26 protein-coding genes are annotated in these 25,555 nt (G+C 58.5%); 16 read left to right on the top strand and 10 right to left on the bottom strand.

Annotation, left to right across the window (positions count from 1 at the left end):
- Complete coding sequence (locus tag ACR0NW_RS14500; protein ID WP_480450945.1) at positions 1-1,143, bottom strand: DUF3095 domain-containing protein; 1,143 nt, start codon at positions 1,141-1,143, stop codon at positions 1-3.
- 141 nt (positions 1,144-1,284) lie between these two features.
- On the opposite strand from ACR0NW_RS14500, the gene ACR0NW_RS14495 reads away from it, so the two are divergent.
- From ACR0NW_RS14495 to ACR0NW_RS14480, 4 genes are all read left to right on the top strand, one after another.
- Entirely contained in the window at positions 1,285-2,457 is a 1,173-nt protein-coding gene (locus tag ACR0NW_RS14495) for an MFS transporter (RefSeq protein WP_480450944.1), read from the top strand.
- A 24-nt stretch (positions 2,458-2,481) separates the two neighbouring features.
- The gene (locus tag ACR0NW_RS14490; RefSeq protein WP_480450942.1) at positions 2,482-3,513 is read left to right on the top strand and encodes a glycosyltransferase family 4 protein; all 1,032 of its coding nucleotides are present in this window, start codon (positions 2,482-2,484) and stop codon (positions 3,511-3,513) included.
- A gap of 103 nt (positions 3,514-3,616) precedes the next feature.
- A complete protein-coding gene (locus ACR0NW_RS14485; RefSeq protein ID WP_170653484.1) occupies positions 3,617-4,639 on the top strand; it encodes an aspartate-semialdehyde dehydrogenase in 1,023 nt (340 codons plus the stop codon).
- 198 nt (positions 4,640-4,837) lie between these two features.
- Positions 4,838-5,755, top strand: a complete 918-nt coding sequence (locus ACR0NW_RS14480; protein WP_480450940.1) for an endonuclease/exonuclease/phosphatase family protein — start codon at positions 4,838-4,840, stop codon at positions 5,753-5,755.
- 33 nt (positions 5,756-5,788) lie between these two features.
- Here ACR0NW_RS14480 and ACR0NW_RS14475 read toward each other — a convergent pair whose 3' ends face one another.
- On the bottom strand, positions 5,789-6,325 hold the full coding sequence (locus ACR0NW_RS14475) for an SRPBCC family protein (RefSeq protein ID WP_480450939.1): 537 nt from the start codon (positions 6,323-6,325) through the stop codon (positions 5,789-5,791).
- A gap of 104 nt (positions 6,326-6,429) precedes the next feature.
- Positions 6,430-7,080 carry a carbonic anhydrase gene (locus ACR0NW_RS14470; protein ID WP_170653490.1) on the bottom strand — a complete coding sequence of 217 codons (651 nt, stop codon included), beginning with the start codon at positions 7,078-7,080 and terminating at the stop codon, positions 6,430-6,432.
- 154 nt (positions 7,081-7,234) lie between these two features.
- Between ACR0NW_RS14470 and ACR0NW_RS14465 the strand changes: the two genes are divergently transcribed.
- From ACR0NW_RS14465 to ACR0NW_RS14455, 3 genes are all read left to right on the top strand, one after another.
- Positions 7,235-7,615, top strand: a complete 381-nt coding sequence (locus ACR0NW_RS14465) for a hypothetical protein (RefSeq protein ID WP_480450937.1) — start codon at positions 7,235-7,237, stop codon at positions 7,613-7,615.
- A 63-nt stretch (positions 7,616-7,678) separates the two neighbouring features.
- Positions 7,679-9,061, top strand: a complete 1,383-nt coding sequence (locus ACR0NW_RS14460) for a leucyl aminopeptidase family protein (RefSeq protein WP_480450936.1) — start codon at positions 7,679-7,681, stop codon at positions 9,059-9,061.
- Positions 9,058-9,795, top strand: coding sequence for a C40 family peptidase (locus tag ACR0NW_RS14455; protein WP_480450934.1), 738 nt, complete (start codon positions 9,058-9,060; stop codon positions 9,793-9,795). Before ACR0NW_RS14460 ends, ACR0NW_RS14455 begins: the two co-directional genes overlap by 4 nt.
- Here ACR0NW_RS14455 and ACR0NW_RS14450 read toward each other — a convergent pair.
- The 3 genes from ACR0NW_RS14450 to ACR0NW_RS14440 all read right to left on the bottom strand — a co-directional run bounded on the left by ACR0NW_RS14450 (position 9,792) and on the right by ACR0NW_RS14440 (position 12,275).
- On the bottom strand, positions 9,792-10,142 hold the full coding sequence (locus ACR0NW_RS14450; RefSeq protein WP_480450932.1) for a DUF2794 domain-containing protein: 351 nt from the start codon (positions 10,140-10,142) through the stop codon (positions 9,792-9,794). The genes ACR0NW_RS14455 and ACR0NW_RS14450 overlap by 4 nt on opposite strands.
- A gap of 118 nt (positions 10,143-10,260) precedes the next feature.
- Positions 10,261-11,913 (bottom strand): DUF6504 family protein, encoded by a 1,653-nt coding sequence (locus tag ACR0NW_RS14445; RefSeq protein WP_480450930.1) that lies wholly within the window; start codon positions 11,911-11,913, stop codon positions 10,261-10,263.
- Between the two features lie 74 nt (positions 11,914-11,987).
- The gene (locus ACR0NW_RS14440) at positions 11,988-12,275 is read right to left on the bottom strand and encodes an I78 family peptidase inhibitor (RefSeq protein ID WP_480450929.1); all 288 of its coding nucleotides are present in this window, start codon (positions 12,273-12,275) and stop codon (positions 11,988-11,990) included.
- Between the two features lie 130 nt (positions 12,276-12,405).
- Between ACR0NW_RS14440 and ACR0NW_RS14435 the strand changes: the two genes are divergently transcribed.
- The gene (locus tag ACR0NW_RS14435) at positions 12,406-13,518 is read left to right on the top strand and encodes an S-(hydroxymethyl)glutathione dehydrogenase/class III alcohol dehydrogenase (RefSeq protein ID WP_480450928.1); all 1,113 of its coding nucleotides are present in this window, start codon (positions 12,406-12,408) and stop codon (positions 13,516-13,518) included.
- Positions 13,519-13,575: 57 nt separating this feature from the next.
- Here ACR0NW_RS14435 and ACR0NW_RS14430 read toward each other — a convergent pair whose 3' ends face one another.
- On the bottom strand, positions 13,576-14,193 hold the full coding sequence (locus ACR0NW_RS14430) for a TetR/AcrR family transcriptional regulator (protein ID WP_480450927.1): 618 nt from the start codon (positions 14,191-14,193) through the stop codon (positions 13,576-13,578).
- A gap of 127 nt (positions 14,194-14,320) precedes the next feature.
- Here ACR0NW_RS14430 and mbfA point away from each other — a divergent pair, with 127 nt between their 5' ends.
- The 7 genes from mbfA (at position 14,321) to ACR0NW_RS14395 (ending at position 20,789) form a co-directional block, all read left to right on the top strand.
- Positions 14,321-15,295 carry an iron exporter MbfA gene (gene mbfA, locus ACR0NW_RS14425; RefSeq protein ID WP_480450925.1) on the top strand — a complete coding sequence of 325 codons (975 nt, stop codon included), beginning with the start codon at positions 14,321-14,323 and terminating at the stop codon, positions 15,293-15,295.
- A 45-nt stretch (positions 15,296-15,340) separates the two neighbouring features.
- Positions 15,341-16,270: an AEC family transporter gene (locus tag ACR0NW_RS14420; protein ID WP_480450924.1), complete on the top strand. Its 930-nt coding sequence runs from the start codon at positions 15,341-15,343 to the stop codon at positions 16,268-16,270.
- A gap of 103 nt (positions 16,271-16,373) precedes the next feature.
- Positions 16,374-17,207: an S-formylglutathione hydrolase gene (fghA, locus tag ACR0NW_RS14415; protein WP_480450923.1), complete on the top strand. Its 834-nt coding sequence runs from the start codon at positions 16,374-16,376 to the stop codon at positions 17,205-17,207.
- A 3-nt stretch (positions 17,208-17,210) separates the two neighbouring features.
- Positions 17,211-18,692, top strand: a complete 1,482-nt coding sequence (gene sthA / locus ACR0NW_RS14410) for a Si-specific NAD(P)(+) transhydrogenase (RefSeq protein WP_480450922.1) — start codon at positions 17,211-17,213, stop codon at positions 18,690-18,692.
- The gene (locus tag ACR0NW_RS14405) at positions 18,689-19,144 is read left to right on the top strand and encodes a YaiI/YqxD family protein (protein ID WP_480450921.1); all 456 of its coding nucleotides are present in this window, start codon (positions 18,689-18,691) and stop codon (positions 19,142-19,144) included. Before sthA ends, ACR0NW_RS14405 begins: the two co-directional genes overlap by 4 nt.
- A 119-nt stretch (positions 19,145-19,263) precedes the next feature.
- Positions 19,264-19,884, top strand: coding sequence for an HAD family hydrolase (locus tag ACR0NW_RS14400; protein ID WP_480450920.1), 621 nt, complete (start codon positions 19,264-19,266; stop codon positions 19,882-19,884).
- Entirely contained in the window at positions 19,881-20,789 is a 909-nt protein-coding gene (locus ACR0NW_RS14395; RefSeq protein ID WP_480450918.1) for an ornithine cyclodeaminase family protein, read from the top strand. Before ACR0NW_RS14400 ends, ACR0NW_RS14395 begins: the two co-directional genes overlap by 4 nt.
- Here ACR0NW_RS14395 and ACR0NW_RS14390 read toward each other — a convergent pair whose 3' ends face one another.
- A complete protein-coding gene (locus ACR0NW_RS14390) occupies positions 20,790-22,031 on the bottom strand; it encodes an MFS transporter (RefSeq protein ID WP_480450917.1) in 1,242 nt (413 codons plus the stop codon).
- 147 nt (positions 22,032-22,178) lie between these two features.
- Between ACR0NW_RS14390 and zapE the strand changes: the two genes are divergently transcribed.
- Entirely contained in the window at positions 22,179-23,237 is a 1,059-nt protein-coding gene (gene zapE, locus ACR0NW_RS14385) for a cell division protein ZapE (RefSeq protein WP_170653522.1), read from the top strand.
- 63 nt (positions 23,238-23,300) lie between these two features.
- On the opposite strand, the gene ACR0NW_RS14380 is transcribed toward zapE, so the two are convergent.
- Both ACR0NW_RS14380 and accD read right to left on the bottom strand, forming a co-directional pair.
- Positions 23,301-24,575, bottom strand: a complete 1,275-nt coding sequence (locus tag ACR0NW_RS14380; RefSeq protein WP_480450915.1) for a bifunctional folylpolyglutamate synthase/dihydrofolate synthase — start codon at positions 24,573-24,575, stop codon at positions 23,301-23,303.
- The gene (gene accD / locus ACR0NW_RS14375; protein WP_480450913.1) at positions 24,572-25,507 is read right to left on the bottom strand and encodes an acetyl-CoA carboxylase, carboxyltransferase subunit beta; all 936 of its coding nucleotides are present in this window, start codon (positions 25,505-25,507) and stop codon (positions 24,572-24,574) included. Before accD ends, ACR0NW_RS14380 begins: the two co-directional genes overlap by 4 nt.
- Between the last annotated feature and the right edge of the window lie 48 nt (positions 25,508-25,555).

The following is a 25,555-nucleotide window of genomic DNA, read 5'->3' as shown; positions in this document are numbered from 1 at the left end:
TCAACCTTTCATGGTGGCGGCTGCGCGGGCATAGCCACCGGATGCACCATCAACGAAATGAACGTGATCGTCCTGCGTTGCAGAAGGTACAAAGCAGGTCATCATCGCCTCGGTCTGAGCGTGCATCCCATAGCGGATTTTGCGCCCCTCCCATGCTTCTTCCAGCATGGTCGTTATCCTGCTCAGCGTTGCGTCATCGCAATCCAGGGTCATTCGTAACCCGTCATCGAATTTACGGAAATCGGCGTTTTTGCTGACCATCTGCCGGTAATGCTCTGGATCAAAGCTGCCCATGGCCCTGCCGGATTTGAACAACAGCCAGATCAGCAGGTTTTGACCCAGCAGGAACACTTTTTGCAATCCGAGGTTTCGTCCGGCGCGCGATACGTGTGCATCCAGATTCAGCCCCGGGGGCGGCCAGTTCATCGGAGGGCCATTGAGCGGCACAGGATGACCGCCCCGCTCCAGCCCGTCCGAAAGCGCAACGATACGCTGGGCAAGATCGGCGAAATCGCGTTCGCTTGCCTTTTGTGTTGGCTGAATGATCAGGGATACGATGTGCCCGTTCTGCGCATGGCAGTTGGACCAGCGGCAGGACAGGCCGGTCAGGTCTGGTTGTGCGCCGGGGTGGGCCGGAGGTACCTCATAAGCCCCCGCTTTCATTTTTGTTTCCGCCCAGGCCAGACCGCCGCCGTTGAACATGGCATAATCCACGCCGTCTGACGCAGCATAGCGTGCAACCCGAATGTCGCGGCCAGTGTTTCGGATATCCGCCACCGGGATCAGCGCGGCGCGCAATTCGATGGAGAACTCTTCCCGTGCCCAGCATCGCAGCTTGGCAAGCGCCGCGCGTGTAGCATCCGCATCCTCGCCGGGCACGGCAAAGGAAGCTCCGTCGCCACCAAAAACATAAGGAAACCGCTTGCCGTTCAATGCGTTGATCATGGCAGAGATCACTGCAGCACCCACCATGTTTACCGTCTTGTACCGGCCATTCTCGATTTCGCCGGTTGAGTTCACGATGTCGGTGATGCCCACATACCAATCATCCGGAACCGGAGAAAACTGCACGGGCTCCGCAAGTGAGGCGAAATCACGCATTAGGGTCAGGTCTTCGTAGAACGAGCTTTGCGTATCCGCCATTGTCCCCCCATTGATGCGTTTGGTTGCAACATTAACGTGTTGATACCCCGGAACCGGTATTTGCAACAAACCACACGTGCTTGTGTGCATCGCCGGGACGTGCCAAGCATCCTGGCAGAGGTTCGAAGCAGGGGGCAGGACATGCAGGCAGGATTGGTGGTGTTGTGTCTTGCCTATGTGCTTAGCCAGTTCTTCCGCGCGTTTCTGGCGGTTCTGACGGCTGATCTGGGACGCGATATCGGTGCGACGCCTGAGGATCTGGCCTTTGCCTCGGGGCTGTGGTTCCTGATCTTTGCGGCCATGCAGATCCCGGTGGGATGGGCGTTGGACCGAATCGGGCCGCGGGTCACCTCGGCCGTTTTGCTGATGATCGGTGGTGCGGGCGGTGCGGCCTTGTTTGCCGTTGCAACGACGCCGTTTCACGTGGCCCTTGCAATGTCTTTGATCGGGATCGGATGTTCACCGGTTCTGATGGCATCGTACTTCATATTTGCGCGCGAGTTCCCTCCGGCAAAATTCGCCACGCTTGCCGCTGTCATGCTGGGTGTGGGGTCGGTCGGAAATCTGGTGGCATCTTATCCAACGGCGCTGGCCGTGGAACTGATGGGCTGGCGCGCGACCCTTGCGGGTTTGGCGGTGATTTCGGCGGTGGTGGCCGCCGGGATCTGGTTCACGGTGCATGATCCCAAGCGGGTCGAGACCGAACACAAGGGATCGCTGATCGATCTGCTGAAAGAGCCCGCGCTTTGGACGATCCTGCCGCTGATGCTGGTGGCCTATGCACCGTCCGGAGCATTGCGCGGATTGTGGGCAGGGCCCTATCTGCTGGATATTTTTGGGCTGAGCACCACTCAGATCGGTCAGGCGACGCTGATCATGGGGGCCGCGATGATTGCCGGTACCTTTGCCTATGGCCCGCTCGACCGCCTGCTTGGGACGCGGAAATGGGTGATTTTCGGCGGCAATGTTCTGAGCTGCCTGTCCCTGTTCCTGCTGTGTCTTTGGATCGATAATGCGGTCTGGGTGTCGGTTGTGCTGATGGCGCTGATCGGTTTTTCAGGTGCGGCGTTCCCGGTAATCATGGCGCATGGGCGCGCCTTTATTCCACCGCATCTGGTTGGCCGGGGAGTGACACTGCTGAATCTCTTTGGCGTGGGCGGCGTTGGACTGGCACAGTTCGCCACCGGCCGCATTCATGCGGCAACGGTGGACATGGGACCAACCGCGCCCTACACAGCGATATTCGGCTTTTTTGCCATCACCGTTGCCATCGGTTGCGTGATTTATCTGTTCAGTCGGGACAGCATGGACTGACGCAACGCCCTTCGGGAGACCCATGTGAAAGACCCTGTCGTCATCGCTCCAAATCTGAAACGCAGACTGTCGGGCGTGACTGCAACCATCGCGCGGTTGGTGCCGTTGCAGGTGCAATGGATCGATATTGCCGCAACAGGACCGGGCCTGCCCGCCGACATTCCGCATATTCCGTTGGGGCGTTTGCCGTTTCTGTCGCGCCGTACACTGCGCGTCTGGCACGCGCGGCGGAACACCGAAATGCTGTTGGGCCTGATCCTGCGTGGGTTGTTTCGACTGAAGCTGAAACTTCTGTTCACCAGTGCTTCTCAGCGCGCCCATACCGGTTACACCAAATGGCTGATCGACAGGATGGACGCGGTGGTCGCAACTTCGCGCAAGACCGCCAGCTATCTTGAACGCGACGCGCAGGTGATCATGCACGGTATCAACCTGCAGGATTTTGTTCCGCCCAAGGACAAGGCGGCACTGCGGGCACAGCTTGGCCTGCCGGATGGGCTGTTGCTGGGGTGTTATGGCCGAATCCGGCACCAGAAAGGCACTGATGCCTTCGTCGATGCGATGATCGACCTTTGCGGGCGGTTCGAGGATGTTTCGGGCATCGTCATGGGTCGGGCCACCGAGAAACACACCAGCTTTCTTGGCGAGCTGAAGGAAAAGGTCGCAAGGGCCGGTCTGTCCGACCGTATCCTGTTCATGCCCGAGGTAACCGTCGATCAGATCGCCGAGTGGTATCAGGTGCTGGACCTGTTCATCGCCCCGCAGCGCTGGGAGGGGTTCGGCCTTACCCCGCTGGAAGCGATGGCTTGTGGCGTTCCGGTTGTCGCCACCGATGTCGGCGCGTTTTCCGAGATCGTCACGGACCCATCCCTTGGTCGTGTTGTCGAACCGGGTGATATCCCGGCTCTTACAGATGCGGCGGCTGCGATGTTGCAGGATCGTGATTCCCTGTCCCGTTCCGGCATCGCAGCCCGCATTCATGTCGAGCAGAATTTCGACATCAATGGCGAGGCAAAGGCGCTGGTTGCGCTGTATGAGCGCCTTCTGGACGGCTGATCCCCCTCAATTCGGCGTCATTCGCTGAATTCACCTCCGAAAGCCCTTTTTTCTTTTCTGCAACGCGGCTATGAACGCGCGTCCTTTATTCAGGAGACTAAAAATGGGCTATCGCGTCGTTGTCGTCGGCGCCACGGGTAACGTGGGCCGCGAAATGCTGAACATTCTGGCTGAACGCCAGTTCCCCGTTGATGAACTTGCCGTGCTGGCAAGCCGTCGTTCGCTGGGCACCGAAGTCAGCTTTGGCGACAAGACACTGACGACCCAGGATCTGGCCACCTTCGACTTTACCGGCTGGGATATCGCGTTGTTCGCCGTGGGCTCTGCCGCGACCAAAGACTATGCACCCAAGGCTGCTGCTGCGGGCTGTGTGGTGATCGATAACTCGTCGCTGTATCGCTATGATCCGGATATTCCGCTGATCGTGCCCGAGTGCAATCCGCAGGCAATTCACGACTATTCCAAAAAGAACATCATCGCGAACCCCAACTGCTCGACCGCACAGATGGTTGTGGCGCTGAAGCCGCTGCATGATCGTGCCAAGATCAAGCGGGTTGTCGTTTCGACCTACCAATCGGTATCCGGGGCGGGCAAGGAAGGCATGGACGAGCTGTGGGACCAGACCAAAGCCGTCTACAACCCGATCAACGAGGTTGAGCCGAAGAAGTTCCAAAAGCAGATCGCCTTTAACGTCATTCCGCAGATCGACGTCTTCATGGAAGATGGTTCGACCAAGGAAGAGTGGAAGATGGTTGTCGAGACCAAAAAGATCGTCGACCCGTCGATCAAGGTCACGGCCACCTGCGTTCGCGTACCGGTCTTCGTCGGCCATTCCGAGGCCGTGAATATCGAATTCGAAGAATTCCTCGACGAAGACGAAGCCCGCGACATCCTGCGCGAGGCCCCCGGCATCATGGTGATCGACAAGCGTGAGGCTGGTGGCTACGTCTCGCCCGTCGAATGCGTCGGCGATTTCGCGACCTTCATCAGCCGCATCCGTCAGGATTCGACCGTCGAGAACGGCCTGAACCTTTGGTGCGTTTCGGACAACCTGCGCAAGGGTGCGGCGCTGAACGCGGTACAGATCGCCGAACTTCTAGGCCGTGAGGTTCTGAAAAAGGGCTGATCGGCAAACGCGAGGAATTGGGTCAGGGCCGCTTCAGTCGAAGCGGCCTTTTCTTTGCCCGAGATGACAGGCCTGTCCCCACTTATAGGGCGCGTGTACCGGGCGGAATTTCGTGATCTGCATGGTGTGTTTTGTTTGCTGGACGTGCTGCTTCAAACACACCAATATCAGGCTCAGGCAGAGTATTTGGGGCGAGACGTGCGTGGTCTTGCAGGAAACAGAATTTTCCGCGCTCTGGTATTGAGCGGCGCGCTGATCCTGATGGGATTGGTGATCTTCGGTTTTACCGGTCGTTTTTTTGCGGCGGGTGATTCAATTGCCCTGATGCGACCGCAGGCGGGTGTACTGTTGGTTGCGTTTGCCGCCATGCTGCTGTTCGTGAGGGCAAAAGGATTTGCGGTGATTTCACTGGCCCTGGCGATTACCGCCATTGGTTCGATCGCGTCCGGGTTCATTCCCTCAGGGCCTGATTGTGATGACGAGTGCCTGACGCTGTATCAAAAGAACCTGTTGTCCAAGGCCTGGCCGCGGTATTCGCTGGCGGATGATATCCTTGCGTCCAACGCTGAAATTGTGACCTTGCAGGAGGTTTCGTCCCACAACCAGAAATTCATGAGCAACCTGTTCGACCGGTATCCACATTCAATAAAATGCGAATTCCGGCCCGAGCAGAATGTCGCGGTTCTGACGTCGTTACCGATTGTCGAAAGCTCGGAATTTTGCCTGCCGGGTAAAGGGCTTGCCGGAATTCAGGTGGTGACACCGGGCGGGCAGCCGGTCTGGGTGGTGTCGGTACATCTGAGCTGGCCCTTTCCCTTTGATCAATTCGAGCAAAGCAAGATAGTCGCGGAACATGTTGAGAAGCTGGATGGGCCGGTGTTGATTGCGGGGGATTTCAACATGGCCCCCTGGGGTGGCAGCGTACAACGGATCAGGCAGGCCGCAGATAACCAGAATTTCGGCACCGCGCTGAATACCTATAATCTGGGTAGTTGGGCGATACCCATGCCCATAGACAACTTGCTGGTTCCCAAGGGTACAACCGGAACGGCCGTGCTGCGACCATTCATGGGGTCGGATCACCTGGGCATTCTGGCCCGGATCCGGCTGCCATGAAAAAGAAAACGCCTTTGAAAACACGGCATCGGTTCAGTTGGCGTTTTCAACGACGGCTTTAAGGTTGGCAAGCCCGGTTTCATAGTCCGCACCGACCCATTTATCCATCATCAAGCCCATCCAGCGTGCCATCGGATTTAGGCCCAGATCGGATTCGAACCCCCAAGTGACCTGCGTTTCTGCCCCTTCGGGTTGTAGCGTGAATGACGCCGTAGCCTTACCCATCGAACCAAAATCAAGCGCGGTTCTGACAAGTTGCCCCTCGATGCTTTCGATGATTTCCTGTGTGCCCGACCCGACTTGTGGATGGTCCGAGGTCCATGCCAGCTTGTTGCCCACGCCAGCGTCGGGGCCGGAATAAGCAAGTCTGGTTTCCGGATCGCGCGCCAGCCAGGGGGACCATTGTTCAGTCAGTTGCATGGAATTCACATAAGGAAAAATCGCGTCCGGCGGCGCATCTATCGTGATGCTGCGCGAAACCCGGGCCTTGCCGGGCAACACGAAAGAGATGGCAATCATCACCAGAACGGTCAGGATCAATGAGTACACAATGCGTTTGATCAATCTCATTTTGGGCTCCAAACAAACTATGCAGGCCCAGAATATCAAAAAAAGGCGCGCAACAGGTACCGTTGCACGCCTTTTTTAGTCGCTGGCTTTTCGTGCCGGTCGGATCAGACCAAAACGAATTTCTTTTCTTGCGGATCATAACATTGCAGATCGCCTTCGCCGATGTCGGTCCACAGACCGTGCACACTCAGCGTTCCGTCCTGAACCGCCGAAGAGACGAAAGGGAAGGTCATCAGGTTTTCAAGCGATGCAACAACGGCTTGTCTTTCAAACTGACGTGCCTGCTCGGTGCTGTCCTCGACATCGGCGACCAGCTCGTATTTCGGTTTGAGGATATCCATCCAGCGCCCGACAAAGCTCTCTTTCGCTTCCAGTTGCGGGGCCTGGCCCTTGCACATGTCAATGCAGCCCTGAACGCCACCGCATTGCGAATGGCCAAGCACGATCAGATGGGCAACCTTCAATGCGGTGACCGCATATTCGATGGCGGCACTGGTGCCGTGGTGATCGCCATCAGGTGCATAGGGCGGCACAAGGTTCGCGATGTTGCGATGAATGAAAAACTCGCCCTGATCCGCCCCGAAGATAGAGGTGACGTGAACACGGCTGTCGCAACAGGATATTACCATGGCGCGCGGACGCTGGCCCTCGGTTGCAAGCCGTCTGTACCAGGCCCGGTTCTCGGAATAGGTTGTGGCCTTCCAACCGTGATAACGCTGTACCAGGTAGTTCGGCAAAGGTTTGGCAGCATCCATAATTCTGTCCCCGCGATTTCATGCTGACGGCTGATTTAGTCCGAATTCAAACAAATTTCGAGAGATTATCGATGAGAAGCGCAACCTTTTGCAAAGGATTGTGGCCAAAGGATACGGATACGCCGTGGGGGCGGGAAATACTGGGGTAAATGTGGTGGAGAAAATAGTTACGCTTCAACAGTGCGAATCCGTGCGTCTGGACACGGATCGTCTGGCCGGACTGTACCGGCAACTCGGAGAGGACAGTGCCGAGGATGTCCTGTGCCGCGCGGTCGAGGAGATGGCGGCGCGTCTGTCGAATTGCGAACAACTGTGGCGGCGGCGCGACTGGCTTGGCATGCGCAAAAGCGCCCGGTCACTGGTTGCAATGGCCGATCAGGTCGGCATGACCGCGTTGGCGCGGGTGGCCGGCGACGTGACCGATACGGTCGATTCCGGCGATGCGGTTGCAGCGGGCGCGACGCTGTTCAGGCTAATCCGGGTTGGCGAGCGGTCGCTTCTGGCGGTTTGGGAACAACAGGATCTTTCCGTCTGACGGGGGTTGCGGGTGGATCGGGGGTGGCTAGTCTGGGCGCGCAACAACACGGACGAGATGCCCATGCCCCTGACCTTTGCCAAGCCGACCGATCAGGCCATCGACCTGCATGTTATCGCAAAGTCCGATCTGGAAGACTGGCTTACCGGCCAGTCCGAGGCCGTCAGTTCGTGGATCAATGCAAACGGGTTCACCGGAGCAATCGGGCAGGCCCTGCTGATACCCCAAGCCAACGGGGCGCCCGGTTTTGCAGTGGCAGGGTATGGCAGCAAGGGCAGTCGTGCGCGCAAACGCTTTCCGCTGGCTGCGGCGGCAGAGGCCTTGCCCAAGGGCGTGTATCGCATTGCCTCAGAGGTCGCGGCGGATGCATTGGAGGTCGAATGTTTCGGCTGGCTTATGACCGGCTATGCCTATGACCGCTACAAGGCACAATCGTCTGCCGGGGCGGAACTGATTGCCCCCGATGGCGTCGATGCAACGCGGGTCGAAGTCATGGCCAATGCCGAGGTCCTGATCCGCGATCTGGTCAACACTCCGGCGGCCGATATGGGCCCGAACGCCTTGCAATCAGCGGTCGAAGCCATGGCGCAGGAGTTCGGAGCGTCGTGTGAGACCATTTCCGGAGAGGCATTGAACGACCGAAACCTTCCAATGATTCACGCAGTTGGCCGAGCGGCGGATCAATCGCCCCGGCTGATCGAGTTGAACTGGGGAAAGGCCGGACCAAAACTGACTTTGGTTGGCAAGGGTGTCTGCTTTGACACCGGTGGTCTGGACCTGAAGCCAGCCTCTGCAATGGCCCTGATGAAAAAGGATATGGGCGGGGCTGCGAATGTGCTGGGGTTGGCGCAGATGATCATGGCGCTGAATTTGCCGCTACGGTTGCGCGTTCTGATCCCCGCGGTGGAGAACTCGGTGGCCGGCAATGCCTTCAGGCCCGGCGATATCCTGACCTCGCGCAAGGGGCTGACCGTCGAGATCAACAATACGGATGCCGAAGGCAGGCTGGTTCTGGCAGATGCCCTGACGCTGGCGGATGAAGACAACCCCGACCTGATCATTTCGATGGCAACGCTGACCGGCGCGGCGCGGGTTGCCGTAGGGGCTGATCTGGCACCATTCTATACCGACGATGAAGATGTGGCGGCATCGCTGGGGAAAGCCGCAAGGATCGTGGCCGACCCGGTATGGCGGATGCCGTTTCACGAGCCGTATGAGGCATTGATCGAACCGGGAATTGCCGATCTCGACAACGCCCCGTCGGGCGGGTTTGCCGGGTCGATCACGGCGGCCCTGTTTCTGCGCCGGTTCGTCACTGACAGCGCCTATGTCCATTTCGACATCTACTCGTGGCAACGCGCCAAAGAGCCGGGGCGCAGCAAAGGCGGGCTGGGTCAGGGACCGCGGGCCCTGCTGAAAGCATTGCCCGAGGTGCTCAAGCTATGACCGGGTACAGTGTGGTTTTGCCGGTTGTTGATTTGCTGAGCGCTCCGAACGGGCGGCGCGACAGACAATTACTGTTCGGCGATTTGGTGATGGTTGAAGACACGGCCGAAGGCTGGAACCGCATTGTTTCGGAAAAAGACGGGTATTCCGGTTGGTTGCGCTCAGAGTCGCTTGGCCCGGTTTCTGAGCCGACTCATTGGGTTAGTGCGCCAGCGACGCATGTGTATTCCGAGCCCGACATGAAAAGCCCTGATCGCATGTCGCTGAGTTTTGGCAGCAAGCTTCGTGTGGTTTCCGAAAGTAAGAATTTTGTGGAGACAGACGTGGGGTTTGTTCCTAAAGCCCATGTTCAACCCATAGCCATCACTTCATCCGACCCTGTTGCAGTTGCGGAGCTGTTTCTGGGAACGCCTTACCTGTGGGGCGGAAACAGCCGGTTCGGGCTGGATTGTTCGGGTTTGGTGCAGGCCGCTTTGCTGGCTTGCGGTGTCTCGTGCCCCGGCGACAGTGGCGATCAGGAACAGGCGCTGGGCAGGAATTTGCCGGATGGAGCCCACCCCGAACGCGGGGATCTTATGTTCTGGAAGGGGCATGTGGCCTGGGTTGTGGATGAAGACACGCTTTTGCACGCCAATGCCCATCACATGGCCGTCCGCTTTGAACCATTGAAAGTGGCGATCAGCCGGATCGAGGCGCAGGGTGATGGACCTGTCACGGCCCACAAAAGACTCTAATCCGGGTCAACCGATCGGATCAGCTTGCGTTCCAGCACCCGCAGGACCGCACGCAAGTCGTGGCCACGTTTCAAAATGCGCCCGTCCATCCCGACGACCGAATACATGCCCTGCCGCAATCGCAGGCGCGGATGCTTTTCCACGCGGTAAATGGGATGCTCTGCGGTTCGTCGGAAAATCGAAAACACGGCCGTTTCGCGCAGGCTCGATATTCCATAATCGCGCCACTCTCCTGCAGCCACCATTCGGCCGTAAACAGAGAGGATCAAAGACATTTCGCGTCGGTCGAAGGCGACCTGCGTCGGGGCCGCACCCGTTGGAAACGGGCTGGGAGGCTGCATGTTCATGTTCCCAGCCTTGCCGGATTTTCGCGCCAAATCAAGCCTTCAGCATTTTTGTCACCCGCAATTGAGGTTCCGGGAACACGCGGTATCGATTCGTCCCAACCAAAGATTTGTCTGGTTTTCACGCGAAACGCCCCTGGCAGAACCAGCCTGCTGACATCGTTCCGCCATGGCCATAGAACAGCCACAGCCGGTCGCCCTGTTCGGTGACAACGGTCCAGTAATCACGCACGCCACTGCGCCAATTGGGATCGTCCAGCCACCATTCCGGCGCAATCCGTTCCGGGCCGGTTGCCTGCGCCAGTTGCCAGTCGCGGCCGCGCCAGCGAAATGCTGTCGGAATATCCGGAATACCGGGGGCCATCACGGGTTCGGGCTGCCACATCAGCAAAGGACGGGGGCGGGCAGGGGCGGGCCAGTTGCGCGCCGGTTTCGACCAGGCTGCTGCCAGCGTTTGCGCCGTCTTTTCGGGGATGTGGGATGAGGCCGGATGACAGCGGGTGATCGTCTCCAGCCCGACCCGCGTGCCCAGTTTGCCGATCAGGTCATCAACAGCGGTATGACCCTCCAGACGGTTGCGCACCGCTTGACGGGCCTCGGCATGACCAGACAGCGTGCGGGCGTAGACAGGCTCGGTCTGCACTGCCTCAAGCCGCAGCATGTCGATGCCATAGCCTGCATCGATCTTGTCAACTTTCATCTCTAACAAAGGGCGAATGCGATGTTTGTCAAAGGTTGGACTGGCCATCCCGACCTCGATCACCTCGGTAGCCTGGTCAGCGCGGTGCGCCTCCAGCCGCAGGGTTCGCGCCCCGCGCCTCTTTTCTTCCAGCCGGGTGCAGAGCGTGGGCAGAACCCGGTCGATAGCGGCCATCACATCCTCTTGCAGGCCAATTGGGTTGGGCAGGGTCATCCGCACTGCAAAGTGAAGTGGGCGACGGGCAGGCGAGACCGGTTCGGGCGCACTGCCCATGGCCTGATCCAGCCGCAGCACCAGACCCCGTCCGAATCGCCGGGCCAGGCTGGCGCGGGGCTGGCCCAGCAGATCACCGATCCGACGCAGGCCCAGCCGGTTCAGTTGCGCGATGGTCTGATCGTCCAGCCGCAGCGCCGCGATCGGCAATGGGCTGAGTGCGCCATAGGCCTGACCCGGTGCCGCAATCCGGGCCCCGCCACCTGATGCTGCCACTTGAGGCGCCGCGCCGCCTTTGGTCCAGTGCCGCCGCTTGCCCGCGCGGGCACGGGTGGCGCGGGCCTCCTGGCTGATGGCGTCGCCGGTACGATCCGATGCAGCCTCCTGTCCTGCATAGCGCGCCAGCGCCCAGGCCGCGCCCAGCGTATCAGCGATGCCCATTTGCACGCTCAGGCCCATATCGGCGCAATCGGTTTCGACTGTGGACAACAGAGTTTCTTCGCCACCAAACAGATGCGCACAGCCTGACAGGTCAATGACCAGCCCGTCGGGGGCTTCTTCAGCCACCCAGGGGCTGAACTTACCCGCCCACCGCCTGAGAGCTGTCAGAAACGCAGTCTCAGCCGGGGCGTTGCGGGGGCGTGTAACAAGGGTTGCGCACATGGCATGGGCGTCGCGCACCGGCTGCCCCGTGCGCAAACCAGCGGCCTGCCCTTGCGCATTCAGCGAGGTGATGACCTGCATGTTGGCGCGCTCGGCCACCACGGCAAGCGGACCAGCGTGCAGGCCACGGGCGGCGCGTATCAGCCTTTCCGCCCCAAGGCGAGGAAACCACAACGAGAGTATTCGGCGTTTCGGCATCGGACAGTCAACAAAATGTTCTCATTTTGTTCTTATCCGGGAATCTACGCTTGAGTCGAGGGTGATTGCTGTTTTTAACCGCAGGTCACGCGCTGGATAACACCCGCGTCGTTCACAAAGACATTCAGGCGGTCAACCCGATAATCCTGCGTGGCAATGTCGTTCGGTCCAAGCACGCGTGCCTTTTCCGGCAGGCTCGCCTGAATCGATGACACTGGCTGGCCGATCGAGTCGGCGAACGCCTCTCCCTTGCAGAAGGCCAGATCGACCGGCGCCGCCTCGGGTGTGGATGCGCTTTCGATTGGAATCTCTGATTCAGCACACGCCGCCAACATGATCAGAATCGGGACAAAACGGTACATTGGCGCTCCTTCAATCGCTTATGTCGGATATGTAATATCAAATATTTAGCCAACCTGTCACGAAAGCGCAGTTGAAAACACCCTGTAATTGACGCAGGGTCGGGGCAAAATTGACAGGGAGATTAGCACCATGCGTACCCGTGCAGCCGTCGCAGTTCAGGCGGGCAAACCTTTGGAAGTGATGGATGTGAACCTCGAAGGCCCCAAGGCGGGTGAGGTTCTGGTGGAAATCAAAGCCACCGGCATTTGTCACACAGACGAATTCACCCTGTCCGGTGCCGACCCCGAGGGGTTGTTCCCGGCCATTCTGGGCCACGAAGGCGCAGGCGTGGTGGTCGAGGTCGGACCGGGCGTCACCAGCCTGAAGCCGGGTGATCACGTCATCCCGCTTTACACCCCGGAATGCCGGGAATGCGAATACTGTCTGCACCCCAAGACCAATCTGTGTCAGGCGATCCGTGAGACGCAGGGGCAGGGTCTGATGCCCGATGGCACCTCGCGCTTTTCGACGCTGGATGGCGATCCGATCCTGCATTACATGGGCTGCTCGACCTTCGCGAATCACACTGTCCTGCCTGAGATTGCGTTGGCCAAGGTGCGTGAGGACGCACCCTTCGACAAAATCTGCTATATCGGCTGTGGCGTGACTACCGGCATCGGCGCGGTGATCAACACGGCCAAGGTTGAAATCGGTAGCCGCGCCATCGTGTTCGGTCTGGGCGGTATTGGTCTGAACGTGATCCAAGGCCTGCGTCTGGCCGGAGCCGATCAGATCGTCGGTGTCGACCTCAATCCGTCAAAGGTCGAGATGGCGACCAAGTTTGGCATGACCGATTTCGTCAACCCGAGTGATGTAGAGGGTGATCTGGTTCCCTATCTGGTTAACCTGACCAAAGGCGGCGCGGACTATACCTTTGACGCCACCGGCAATGTGGGTGTGATGCGCGCGGCGCTTGAATCGGCGCACAAAGGCTGGGGTGAATCGATCATCATCGGTGTCGCGCCTGCAGGTGCCGAAATCTCGACCCGCCCGTTCCAACTGGTTACCGGCCGCTCGTGGCGCGGCACGGCTTTTGGCGGGGCGCGGGGCCGGACGGATGTGCCCAAGATCGTTGACTGGTACATGGAAGGAAAGATCGAGATCGACCCGATGATCACCCACACCATGGGGTTGGATGACATCAACAAGGGCTTTGACCTGATGCATGCGGGCGAAAGCATCCGCAGCGTGGTGCTCTACTGATATTGAATTGAAGGGCCGCAATTTGCGGCCCTTTTTTCATCGGTTCTTACAGTTTGTTCAGCGCCCGTAGCGCGCCATAAATGTATCCACGGCCTGTATTGCGACTTCGTCCACTTCGGCCTGTGAAAAAGTGGTTTGAATTCCGAAAACTGCCCGCGTCCACAGGCGCACTTTGCAAAGTTCCGAAAACTGTTCCGCCGCCATCGGGATGTCTTCGATTACAAGATCACCTGCCTCAACGGCTTTCTCAAGATACTCGCACAACTGATGCCGACCGTTCTCCGGTCCGGCTGCATAAAATGCGCGGCCCAGTTCAGGAAAACGGTCGCGTTCGGCCACGCAGATGCGGAACACCTGTTGCGCGAAGTCCGAGGTCAGAAACCCGACCAGTTGCGCGGCCGCGATGGTCAGCACCTCGCGCACTGGTTTGCAGTCGTCGACCATGGACAGAATGCGTTCTGACATACGCTGGCATTCCGTCTGAGCCACCTCCATGAACAGCAGGCGCTTGTCAGGAAAATAGCTGTAGAGTGTCGCCTTGGACACTCCTGCTGCGCGGGCGATGTCGTCCACACTTGCGCCTTCGAACCCGTCGGCCATGAACACCTCGCGCGCGCCACGCAAAACCTGATCGAATTTGCGCCCTGTGCGAAGGATAGTGGCGGCCTGGGTCATGACATCTCCTGAAGAATTCGGTTCTTCAAATTTATAAACCGTTCAGTTCAGTTTCAACGATTATCGGCACCGGTTGCATGATTTGTATCAATCAGTATTTTAGAATTATTCTAAAAAGAGGGCAGGTATGCGGTTCTTCACCCAACGCAAACATTTTCGCGACCTGACGGATCAGGAAATTATCGCTCTGGCTATTTCGTCGGAGGAGGATGACGCGCGTATCTACCGCTCATATGCCGAAAAATTGAGAGAAGAGTATCCTTCAACTTCCAGAGTTTTTGATGGCATGGCTGCAGAAGAGGATCAGCATCGTGCGCGGTTGATTGCCCTACATGAACAGCGGTTCGGGTCGGTAATACCCCTGATCCGTCGGGAACATGTTGCCGGGTACTACGCGCGGAGACCCGTCTGGCTGGTTGAAAATCTGGGTATCGAACGCATTCGTGAAGAAGCAATGATGATGGAACGCGATGCCGAACGGTTTTATCTGACAGCCGCCGCCCGCACATCAGACGCAGCTACGCGCAAGTTGCTGGGCGATCTGGCCGTGGAGGAAGCCGGTCATGAGGCTAAAGCCCAGAAATTGGAAGATACCTTTCTGGATGGAGACAGCCGCGAATCCGAGGATGCGACATCACACCGGCAATTCATCCTGACATGGGTGCAGCCAGGCTTGGCGGGTCTGATGGACGGGTCTGTGTCGACACTGGCACCTATTTTTGCCACGGCCTTTGCGACACAGGATACCTGGACAACTTTTCTGGTCGGGCTGGCCGCCTCGGTCGGGGCGGGGATTTCGATGGGCTTTACCGAGGCTGCATCGGATGACGGAGAGCTTTCAGGCAGGGGTTCGCCCATCAAACGGGGGCTGGCTTCGGGCGTCATGACTGCTGTTGGCGGGCTGGGGCATGCTTTGCCCTATCTGATCCCAGAATTCTGGACCGCCACAATTATCGCTTTCCTTGTGGTGTTTTGCGAACTGTGGGCCATCGCCTGGATTCAGAACAGATTCATGGATACGCCCTTTTTCCGCTCGGCGTTTCAGGTGGTTCTGGGCGGATCGCTGGTTCTGGCGGCTGGCATTCTGATTGGCAGTGGATAGCGTGTTGCCCTTGTGATGCGGTGAAATTGCTTTACCAATCCCTCCATGGTCGAAATCTTTCTGCGCACGTTGCCGTTCTTTGTGATTATCGGCCTGGGTTACTGGGCGGGGCGCAGCCGCTTTTTTACTGAAGAAGCGACCGCCTATCTCACGAAATTCGTGTTTTACTTTGCCCTTTCGGCAATGCTGTTCCGGTTCGCGGCCACATTGCCGTTTGCCGAAATATTCAACGGGCGTCTGGTCATCGGCTATCTGATCGGCACAACCTGCGTCTATGTGCTGGCGACGATGGTTGCCTACTTACGCAGGCTGGATATCCCAACTGCAGCGGTCGAGGCGCAATGTGCGGCAATCGGCAATGTCGGTTTTCTGGGTCTGCCGATGCTTGCCCTGCTGTTCACCGAGGCCGCCATCGGCCCGGTCATGCTGATTCTGGCGGTTGATCTTGTGGTTTTCTCGTCCCTCATCGTTATCCTGATCAACGGTGGCAGGGATGGCAAACTGACGTCTGGCACACTCCGGCTGATCGGGGTTGGGTTGATCAAAAACCCAATGATAGTGTCTATCTCAGCCGGTCTTGCCTGGTCGGCGCTAAAAATTCCTGTACCGGCACCTCTCAATGATTTTCTGACCATTCTGGGCGGTGCGGCAACACCCGGCGCGTTGTTTGCAATTGGCGCATCGCTGGCCAGCAAATCAGCCGAACGGGTGCAGATCGCGGCCTGGCTCAGCTTTTGCAAACTGGTGGTTCATCCGGTTTTCGTTGCGGTCGCCCTGATCTGGCTGATTCCTGTCGATGCGTTTCCGGCCTCTGTGGCTATTGCTGCGGCTGCACTGCCGGTTGCCGGGAACGTCTATATGCTAGCGGCCCATTATGGCGTTGCGCCACACCGGGTCTCGGCGGCAATCCTGCTGTCGACCGTGGCCAGCATCGTGACAGTACCACTGATTATCGCCTGGGTTGCGGCGTTCTGACCTTCGACTTTCAGAAAAATAGGCCTGCCAGAGGCCCATGCACTTTACGCCAGAGCCCTGTGCCGTTAGCCATTGCACAGACTCAACGCAAGGATAATGCCAGATGGAAACCCTATCGGAAAATGCATGTTTTGGCGGTGTGCAGGGCGTGTATCGCCACGCGTCTTCCGCGTGTCAGTGCGATATGACCTTTGGTCTTTTCCTGCCCGCCGAGGCGAAGGATGGGCCGGTTCCGGTTCTTTGGTATCTGTCCGGCCTGACCTGTACCCATGAAAACGCAATGACCAAGGCAGGGGCGCAGGGCTGGGCCGCGGAACAGGGCATTGCGCTGGTCTTTCCTGATACGTCCCCACGCGGTGAAGGTGTGGCAGATCACGATGATTATGATCTGGGGCAGGGCGCAGGGTTCTATGTGAATGCAACGCAAAAACCCTGGGCCCCGCATTTCAACATGTGGGACTACGTAGCCGAGGAACTGCCTGCGCTGCTGACCGAAAATTTCGCCATCGACGGGGAACGGCAGGCCATCACCGGCCATTCCATGGGCGGTCACGGGGCGTTGACGCTTGCAATGAACCTGCCGGGCCGGTTCCGGTCGGTTTCAGCTTTTGCGCCGATCTCGAACCCTTCGGGCAGTGATTGGGGCCGCAAGCAGCTGAGCGCCTATCTGGGTGATGATGAGGTCGCATGGGCGAAGCATGACGCAACATTGATGATGAAGGAAAAGAGTTTTGACGGCCCTATCCTGATCGATACCGGCACAAACGATCAATTCATCGACCTGCTGCGACCCGAAGCGCTGGCTCAGGCCATTGCCGAAAGCCGCCAGCAGGCGACCAACCGGTTGCAGCCGGGTTATGACCACTCGTATTTCTTCGTCTCCAGCTTCATGGAAGATCACGTTACTTTCCACGCCGAAGCCCTGTACGGAGATTGAGGCATGGGCAAATACGACTATGACCTGATCATCATCGGTTCGGGCCCTTCCGGACGCTCGGCCGCTATTCAGGCGGGTAAGTTGCAACGCCGGGTGCTGGTGATTGACCGCAAGGACCGGTTGGGCGGTGTTTCCGTCCATACCGGCACAATTCCGTCCAAGACCTTGCGGGAAACCGTGCTGAACCTTTCGGGTTGGCGCGAGCGCAGCTTTTATGGGCGTTCCTACCGAGTGAAGGATCAGATCCGGGCCGAGGATCTGAAGGCGCGGCTCCACATGACGCTTGATCACGAGGTCGATGTGCTGGAGCATCAGTTCAATCGGAACCACGTGGAAACGCTAAGCGGTCTGGCGAAATTCGTTGGACCGCATGAGGTCGAGGTGGCAACCGACGCAGGGGACAAGACGCGGCTGACGGCTGCCAAGTTTCTGATCGCCACGGGCACCAAAACCTACCGGCCGGACTATGTGCCCTTCAATGGCACCTCCATCGTGGATGGCGACGACTTCCTGGAGATGGCCGAGATTCCGCGTTCCCTGTGCGTGATCGGTGCAGGCGTGATCGGCGTGGAATACGCCACCATGTTCTCGGCGCTTGACGTTCGGGTGACCCTTATCGAGCCGCGCGAGACCTTCCTGGATTTCATCGACCGGACCCTGATTCAGGAATTCACGCATCAGGTCCGCGAAAATGGGGTCGATCTGCGTCTGGGATCGGCCGTGGAAAAGATCGAGGATGCGGGCACCCATGTCGAGGTGACGCTGGACAATGGCCGTCATGTTCGTGCCGAAATGCTGCTGTTTGCAGCCGGACGCATGGGGGCAACCTCGGCCTTGAATCTGGATGCGGTCGGGGTGGAAACCGATCATCGCAACCGGATCAACGTGGATCGCAAGACCTATCAGACCGCGGTGCCGCATATCTATGCGACCGGTGATGTGATCGGGCATCCTTCGCTGGCTTCGACCTCGTTGCAGCAGGGGCGGGTAGCGGCCTGTCACGCGCTGGAAACGCCGACGCTACCGGAAAGCCCTTGGTATCCGTATGGCATCTACTCGGTCCCCGAAATGTCCACCTGCGGCATGTCCGAGGAAGAGTTGCAGGAACGCGGGATTCCCTATGAGGTTGGCGTGGCACGATTCCGCGAAACCTCGCGCGGACATATCATGGGGCTGGAACACGGCATGCTGAAGATGCTGTTTTCGCTTAAAACCCGCAGGGTACTGGGCGTGCAGATCGTCGGCGAGGGCGCGACGGAATTGATCCATATTGCGCAGGCCGTCCTGAACCTGAAGGGAACTGTGGATTACTTTGTCCAGAACACCTTCAACTATCCGACGCTGGCCGAGGCCTACAAGATCGCGGGGCTGGACGCCTTCAACCGGATGCCGATCCCGGATGAGTTCAAGGTACGCAAGAAGACTGACGACTCTGCCGCGCAGGATGGGGCCAAGCCTGCTGCCAAGCAGGCCAAAAAGGCGTGAGCACGCTTTATATCGATGCCGATGCCTGCCCGGTAAAGGCCGAGGCCGAACGGGTGGCTACACGGCATCGACTGCCTATGGTGCTGGTATCCAACGGCGGGTTGCGCCCTTCTGCCAACCCGCTGGTGCAGGTGGTGATCGTGGCCGAGGGAGCCGATGAGGCGGACAAATGGATCGCCGATCGCTGCGGCGCGGGCGATGTGGTTGTTACATCTGACATTCCCCTGGCTGCAAAGTGCATCGAAGCCGGAGCGCGGGTCCTGCGGCCCAATGGCGAGGCATTCTCGGCCGCAAATATCGGTCAACAACTGGCCATGCGGGATCTGATGGCCGATCTGCGGGCCGCCAACCCTCTGGGTGCAGGCGGTGGCGGCAAACCGTTTGGCAAGGCGGACCGGTCGCGCTTTCTGGATGCGCTAGAACGGGAACTGCGCGCGGCGATGCGGGGCTGAAGATTCCTGCCCGTGTGAGCCTCATCGCAGATGCGCCCCCTCCGGTTCCGCCTTGATCATTGGCGCGCGGCTTGGTTCAGTCACAGGCGACAGGAATTGATTCAGAACAGGATAAGCGAATGCCCGTTGAAGCCGTTGTTTTCGATATTGGCAATGTTCTGATCGAATGGCAGCCGGAAAGGTATTACGACCGCGTGATCGGTGAGGATAGCCGCCGCGCCATGTTCGCTGAGGTTGATCTGCACGGTATGAACGATCTGGTCGATCAGGGGCATCATTTCACCGAAACGATCTATGACTGGGCCGAAAAATACCCCGATTGGCGCGATGAGATTCGGATGTGGCATGACAACTGGATCGAACTGGCTTCGCCCGAAATTCCGCATTCGGTTCGTTTGCTGCGCGCGTTGCGTGTCAAAGGTGTGCCGGTTTTTGCCCTGACGAATTTCGGGGTTCAGAACTTTGATTATGCCACAACGGTTTATCCTTTTCTGAACGAGTTCGACCGTCAATACGTGTCTGGCCGGATGAAAACCGTGAAACCCCATGTGCCGATCTATGAAATGGTTGAAGCGGATTGCGGCCTGTCACCTGAGTCCCTGTTGTTCGCTGATGATCGAATGGACAATATCGAGACTGCCCGGGCGCGCGGCTGGCAAACGCATCATTTCAAAGGCCCGCAGGGCTGGGCGGACCGATTGGTTGCCGAGAGTCTGTTGACCGAAAGCGAAGCCGGATGACGATTACGCAAATCTCCTTTGACGAGGGCGAGGCCAAACTGGATTGGCTGGAACTGGCGCAAGCCCTGGCAGACGGGCACAAACTGCCCAAGGCCCAGATCGGTGACACGTTTCTGTATCGTGATCAGGATACCGTCTTGTCGCGCGCCGCGTGGATCGACGGGTTGGGAATGGCTGTCAAGACGGCCACCATCTTTCCCGAAAATCCGCAGCGCAACGCGCCGATGATCAATGGGGCTGTTTGTCTTTACGACGACACGTTCGGAACGCTTGCTGCACTTGTCGATTTTCATCTGGTCACAAAGTGGAAAACGGCGGGCGACAGCCTGCTGGGCGCGTTGCGGCTGGCCAACCTGGACAGTCAGAACATTCTGATAGTCGGAGCGGGAGCGGTTGGCCAATCCCTGTGCGAGGCGTTTGCCGCGGGATTTCCACGCGCGAAGCTGCGTTTATGGAACCGGACATTGGCGAAAGCCGAGGAACTGGTGTCAAAGCTCGAAGGTGTGGACGTTGCGCCAAACCTGCCGGACGCCGTCCAGAATGCGGATATCGTCGTGACTGCGACCATGTCTACCGAACCTGTAATCAAGGGCGAATGGTTGCGGCCCGGACAACACCTGAACCTGATTGGTGCATACCGGCCCGACATGCGAGAGGCGGATGACGAAGCGCTGAGACGCTCGCGCATCTATGTCGATAGCATTGATACGACCGTTGATCATATCGGCGAACTCAAGACACCGCTGGCCGAGGGGGTCATTGCCCGCTCTGATGTGAGGGGTGATTTTTATGATCTGGGTGCCTTTGCCCGGGATGCGTCCGCCATCACCCTGTTCAAGAATGGCGGCGGGGCACATCTGGATCTGATGACCAGCCGCTATATTCTGGACAAATACACTGATTGATCAGGCTGTGGCAGGTGCCAGGTCCCGGTTCTCACGGATCGGCAGATGTACGATTGCGCTGAATGCGCCGATACCAATGCCGATCCACCAGACCATCGTGTAGTCGCCATAGATGTCGTACATCCGGCCACCCAGCCAGACGCCAAGAAAACTGCCGATCTGGTGGCTGAGGAAGATGATGCCATAAAGCGTGCCCATGTAACGCAATCCATAGAGATGCGCGACAAGGCCCGAGGTCAGCGGTACGGTGGCAAGCCATAGCGATCCCATCGCGATCGAGAACACGATGACCGACATCGGGGTGATTGGCAGCATGATGAACGCGGCGGCGGCAATTGTGCGCGCCGCATAGATCGTTGCAAGCAGGTATTTCTTGGGAAAGTGGTTTCCGGCCCAGCCAGCCAGCAGCGTGCCGCCGATATTGGCCAGACCAATGAGCGATATCGCAATAGCACCCAGCGCCGAAGTGGTCGTGATGCCCATGGAATGCAGAACGCCTCCGGGCTGAACGGGCCCACACATCTCGGTTACGAAGGCTGGGAAATGCGCGGTGATGAAGCCAAGTTGATAGCCGCAGCTGAAGAACCCGAGAAATATCAAGGTATAAGACGGATCACGGAGCGCTTTCCCCAGTATCCGGCTCATGCTTTCTTCAACTTCAGTGCGGTCTGCTGGAGTGGGAGCGCGCATGAAAGGCAAAGTCAGTATGATTGCCAGAATCGCCGCGGCAAACAGGATGAAGACTTGCTGCCACGGCAAAAACGTCATCAGCCACTCAGCCGTAGGGGCGCCGACCACCTGACCAAAGCTGCCCGCTGCGGTGACAACGGCCAAAGACATAGACCGGTTTTTGTCCGAAGATGCACGTCCGACGACAGCCAGAACTACGCCAAAGCCGGTGCCCGCAATACCAAAACCCACCAGCCAGGCGTACATCTGGTGTTCGAAGGGTGTGACTGACCAGGCGGACAACACCATCCCGGCTGCGTAAGTCAGCGCTCCGATGATGATCGCGCGCCGGTCGCCAACCTTTTCGGCGATTGCGCCGAATATGGGCTGACCAATTCCCCAAGCCAGATTCTGAATTGCAATGGCCAGCGAGAAATCTGTGCGCAGCCAGCCAAATTCATCCGCAATCGGTATCTGAAACACGCCAAACGAGGCGCGCACGGCAAAGCTAACCGTGATGATGATGCAGCCAACGATCAGAACAGGGTTCAGCAAACGGGCTGATTGCGGCATTTGGGTCTCCGGTACATATACGACCCGGACGTTAGCGGGATTTTGCAGGCGGTCAATTCAGGAGTTTTGTGCGGATGGATAAGCAAATTTGATGCGAGAAAAAAATGCCTGCTTTTCAATGCGCAATACGGGCGGTATGGCTCGGGTATGACGGATCTTCTATCGCTTTACGAAGCGCGCATCGCAGAAGGCACTCTGACCCGGGATGATGCCCAGAATGCGGTATTGCCCGAATTCGAACGTATCCGGGCCAAATTGGCCGAGCCGGTCAAACGCGGGTTTTTCCGCAAGGCGCCGCCGCCGCCGAAAGGGTTGTACCTGTGGGGTGGTGTCGGGCGTGGCAAATCCATGCTGATGGACATGTTCGTCGAAACGCTGGTCGATGTTCCGGCGCGGCGGGTGCATTTCCACGCCTTCATGCAGGAGGTTCACTCTGGCATGCACAAGGCCCGCGAGGCCGGTGTTAAGGATGCATTGGCCCCGGTTGCGGCTGAGGTAATCAAATCGGTCCGGTTGTTGGCGTTTGATGAGATGCAGATTTCCGACATCACGGACGCAATGATCGTGGGGCGTCTGTTCGACATGTTGCACGATGGTGGTGTGGTTGTGGTGACGACCTCGAACCGGCATCCTGACGATCTGTACAAGGACGGGCTGAATCGTCAGTTGTTCCTGCCGTTCATCCATCACATCAAAGAGCAGCTAGTTGTGTGGGAGCTGACCTCTCCCACCGATTATCGTCAGAATCGGCTTGAGGGATCGCCGGTCTATTTCACACCGATTGGTCCCGAAGCCCGCGCGAAGATCCGTGCGGTCTGGACCGATCTGTCAGGTGGTCCGGCTGAGCCGCTGAGCCTGCATGTCAAAGGGCGCGAGGTGGTGCTACCCGCGTTCCGCAACGGCGTGGCGCGTGCATCGTTTTATGACCTGTGTGGCCGGATGCTGGGCCCCGGCGACTATCTGGCCATTGCCGATGAGGTGAAGGTTCTGGTGCTTGAGGACATCCCGCGCCTGTCCCGCAACAACTTCAACGAGGCCAAGCGGTTCGTGACGCTGATCGACGCGCTCTACGAGGCGAAGGTGCGGTTGATTTGTTCCGCCGCCGCAGAGCCCGAGATGCTGTATGTCGAGGGTGAGGGGACGTTTGAATTTGAACGTACCGCATCGCGCCTGCGAGAGATGCAGGCAGTTGACTGGGGGCAGTGAGGGGCGTTGCCCCTTTTGGCCTGCGGCCAATTCACCCCAGTATATTTCCGGCAAGAGGAAGGATCAGCCGTTTTCGCGCAGGATGTTGCCGGCCAGATAGAGTGAGCCGCAGATCAATACGCGGGCCTGCGGGTCATTTTCCGTGATTTTCGCAAGCGCATCCTGAACGGAAGCGGCGGTTGCTGCCGGCAAATTCACTTTAGCTGCTGCTGCTGCCGTGTCTTCAGCGCTGAGCGTGTTGGCCTCACCCGGAATCGAGACAGCTGTCAGGCTTTGGGCATGCCCTGCCAACGGGGCCATGTACCCTGTGACGTCCTTGGTGTTGAGCATGCCGCAGATGAGATGGGTTGGTCTTTGGGGCAGTTTGGACAGGACGTCGGCCAAAGCTTGCCCGGCAGCGGCGTTGTGGCCGCCATCCAGCCAGAGTTCGGACTGAGGTGCCGCCTCAACCAGTGGCCCGGCTTTCAGGCGCTGCATGCGGGCAGGCCAGTGGGCGTTAGTTACCGCCGCTTCGTAAGCCGCGTCGCCGAGTTGCAGGTGGCGAAGAACGGCCAGCGCAGCGCCGGCATTCTGAATCTGATGCGCACCCAGCAGATTTGGCAAGGGCAGGTAGCACAGGCCGGTTTCGTCCTGATAGATCAGGCGGCCGTTTTCTTCGTGAACGTGCCAGTGCTGGCCATAAGCGATCAAGGGGGCACCGAGGCGGGCGGCGGTGGCTTCGATAACCTCCAATGCCTCGTCCGGTTGCGGTCCGACGATGCAGGGCACGCCGCGTTTGATGATCCCGGCTTTCTCTGCCGCGATCTTGGTCAGCGTGTTACCCAAAAACTGTTCGTGATCGATCGAGATTGGGGTGATTACCGTGAGCGCCGGGTTGTTGATCACGTTTGTCGCGTCCAGTCGGCCGCCAAGCCCAACCTCGAGCAGGGTGTAATCTGCCTGAGTGCGCGCAAAAGCCAAAAGAGCGGCGCATGTGGTGATTTCGAAATAGGTAATGTTTTCACCGCCGTTGGCGGCATAGCATTCGTCCAGCACTCTGGTGAGCTCAGGCTCAGAGATCAGCTCACCAGCCAGCCGAATTCGCTCGTGAAACCGTGCCAGATGTGGTGACGTGTAGGCGTGGACGCTAAACCCGGCACCCTCGAGGCCCGCGCGGATCATCGCCTGGGTCGAACCCTTGCCGTTGGTGCCCGCGATATGGATGACTGGTGGCAGGTTATCTTGCGGGTTGCCCAATGCTTCCAGCAAACGCCAGACGCGATCCAAGGTCAGGTCGATGATCTTGGGGTGCAGCGCCATCATCCTTTCGAGGATGAGGTCCGATGTCTGGCCGGTCATTGTTCGCCTTTGTCCTCGGCGGGTGTTTCTTCGGCGGCGGGTTCTTCTGCTGCGGGCGCGGGCAGATCGCCTTTGACTGCGGGGGGCAGGTCCATCAGCATACGAGTGATGGTGATCAGCTCATCCCGCATTTCCGTCCGCTTGGTCACGCGGTCCAGCATGCCGTGGTCCAGCAGATATTCGGCGCGCTGAAAGCCTTCGGGCAGTTTTTCGCGAATGGTCTGCTCGATCACGCGGGGACCGGCGAAACAGATCAGGGCGTTCGGTTCGGAAATATGCACGTCACCCAGCATCGCATATGATGCTGTTACGCCACCCGTCGTCGGATGGGTCAGCACGACGATATAGGGCAGTTTCGCCTCTTTCAGCATTTCCACGGCCACCGTGGTCCGCGGCATCTGCATGAGGCTGAGGATGCCTTCTTGCATCCGTGCGCCGCCAGCAGCGGAAAACAGGATCAGCGGACGCTTGAGTTTCACGGCCTCTTGTGCAGCCGCGATGATCGCGTTGCCGACATACATGCCCATGGAACCGCCCATGAACGAAAAATCCTGCGCGGCAGCAACGATCGGGGTGCGGCCGATTTCACCGGTTGCTACCAGCATCGCCTCTTTTTCCCCGGTCTTTTTCTGCGCCGCTTTCATGCGGTCAGGGTATTTTTTCTGATCGCGGAATTGCAGAGGATCGGCGGTAGGCGCGGGTACTTCAACCTCGGTAAAGATACCGCCGTCGAACAGGCCCGCGAACCGGTCGCGCGGCGTGATGGCCATGTGGTGGTCGCACTGGGTGCAGACATTCAGGTTTTCGGCCAATTCGCGGTGAAACAGCATGGTGCCGCACTCGTCGCATTTCTGCCATAGGTTTTCAGGCACTTCCCGGCGCGAGAAGATCGAGTTGATCCGGGGGCGGACGTAGTTGGTGATCCAGTTCATGGCGGAACCTTGCTGATGCGACGTTGGTGTCAAATAAGGCGCAACGAC

The organism is Ruegeria sp. CF5 (assembly GCF_056537325.1).
Note: the sequence above shows the minus strand (reverse complement) of the source record. Positions and strands in the feature narration are given on the sequence as shown.

Excerpts from the sequence above, each read along its gene's own strand:
- ACR0NW_RS14500 (WP_480450945.1), bottom strand. The coding sequence starts at position 1,143 with ATGGCGGATACGCAAAGCTCGTTCTACGAAGACCTGACCCTAATGCGT.
- ACR0NW_RS14495 (WP_480450944.1), top strand. The coding sequence starts at position 1,285 with ATGCAGGCAGGATTGGTGGTGTTGTGTCTTGCCTATGTGCTTAGCCAG.
- ACR0NW_RS14485 (WP_170653484.1), top strand. The coding sequence starts at position 3,617 with ATGGGCTATCGCGTCGTTGTCGTCGGCGCCACGGGTAACGTGGGCCGC.
- ACR0NW_RS14475 (WP_480450939.1), bottom strand. The coding sequence starts at position 6,325 with ATGAGATTGATCAAACGCATTGTGTACTCATTGATCCTGACCGTTCTG.
- ACR0NW_RS14470 (WP_170653490.1), bottom strand. The coding sequence starts at position 7,080 with ATGGATGCTGCCAAACCTTTGCCGAACTACCTGGTACAGCGTTATCAC.
- ACR0NW_RS14460 (WP_480450936.1), top strand. The coding sequence starts at position 7,679 with ATGCCCCTGACCTTTGCCAAGCCGACCGATCAGGCCATCGACCTGCAT.
- ACR0NW_RS14455 (WP_480450934.1), top strand. The coding sequence starts at position 9,058 with ATGACCGGGTACAGTGTGGTTTTGCCGGTTGTTGATTTGCTGAGCGCT.
- ACR0NW_RS14450 (WP_480450932.1), bottom strand. The coding sequence starts at position 10,142 with ATGAACATGCAGCCTCCCAGCCCGTTTCCAACGGGTGCGGCCCCGACG.
- ACR0NW_RS14445 (WP_480450930.1), bottom strand. The coding sequence starts at position 11,913 with ATGCCGAAACGCCGAATACTCTCGTTGTGGTTTCCTCGCCTTGGGGCG.
- ACR0NW_RS14440 (WP_480450929.1), bottom strand. The coding sequence starts at position 12,275 with ATGTACCGTTTTGTCCCGATTCTGATCATGTTGGCGGCGTGTGCTGAA.
- ACR0NW_RS14435 (WP_480450928.1), top strand. The coding sequence starts at position 12,406 with ATGCGTACCCGTGCAGCCGTCGCAGTTCAGGCGGGCAAACCTTTGGAA.
- ACR0NW_RS14430 (WP_480450927.1), bottom strand. The coding sequence starts at position 14,193 with ATGACCCAGGCCGCCACTATCCTTCGCACAGGGCGCAAATTCGATCAG.
- mbfA (WP_480450925.1), top strand. The coding sequence starts at position 14,321 with ATGCGGTTCTTCACCCAACGCAAACATTTTCGCGACCTGACGGATCAG.
- ACR0NW_RS14420 (WP_480450924.1), top strand. The coding sequence starts at position 15,341 with ATGGTCGAAATCTTTCTGCGCACGTTGCCGTTCTTTGTGATTATCGGC.
- fghA (WP_480450923.1), top strand. The coding sequence starts at position 16,374 with ATGGAAACCCTATCGGAAAATGCATGTTTTGGCGGTGTGCAGGGCGTG.
- sthA (WP_480450922.1), top strand. The coding sequence starts at position 17,211 with ATGGGCAAATACGACTATGACCTGATCATCATCGGTTCGGGCCCTTCC.
- ACR0NW_RS14400 (WP_480450920.1), top strand. The coding sequence starts at position 19,264 with ATGCCCGTTGAAGCCGTTGTTTTCGATATTGGCAATGTTCTGATCGAA.
- ACR0NW_RS14395 (WP_480450918.1), top strand. The coding sequence starts at position 19,881 with ATGACGATTACGCAAATCTCCTTTGACGAGGGCGAGGCCAAACTGGAT.
- ACR0NW_RS14390 (WP_480450917.1), bottom strand. The coding sequence starts at position 22,031 with ATGCCGCAATCAGCCCGTTTGCTGAACCCTGTTCTGATCGTTGGCTGC.
- zapE (WP_170653522.1), top strand. The coding sequence starts at position 22,179 with ATGACGGATCTTCTATCGCTTTACGAAGCGCGCATCGCAGAAGGCACT.
- ACR0NW_RS14380 (WP_480450915.1), bottom strand. The coding sequence starts at position 24,575 with ATGACCGGCCAGACATCGGACCTCATCCTCGAAAGGATGATGGCGCTG.
- accD (WP_480450913.1), bottom strand. The coding sequence starts at position 25,507 with ATGAACTGGATCACCAACTACGTCCGCCCCCGGATCAACTCGATCTTC.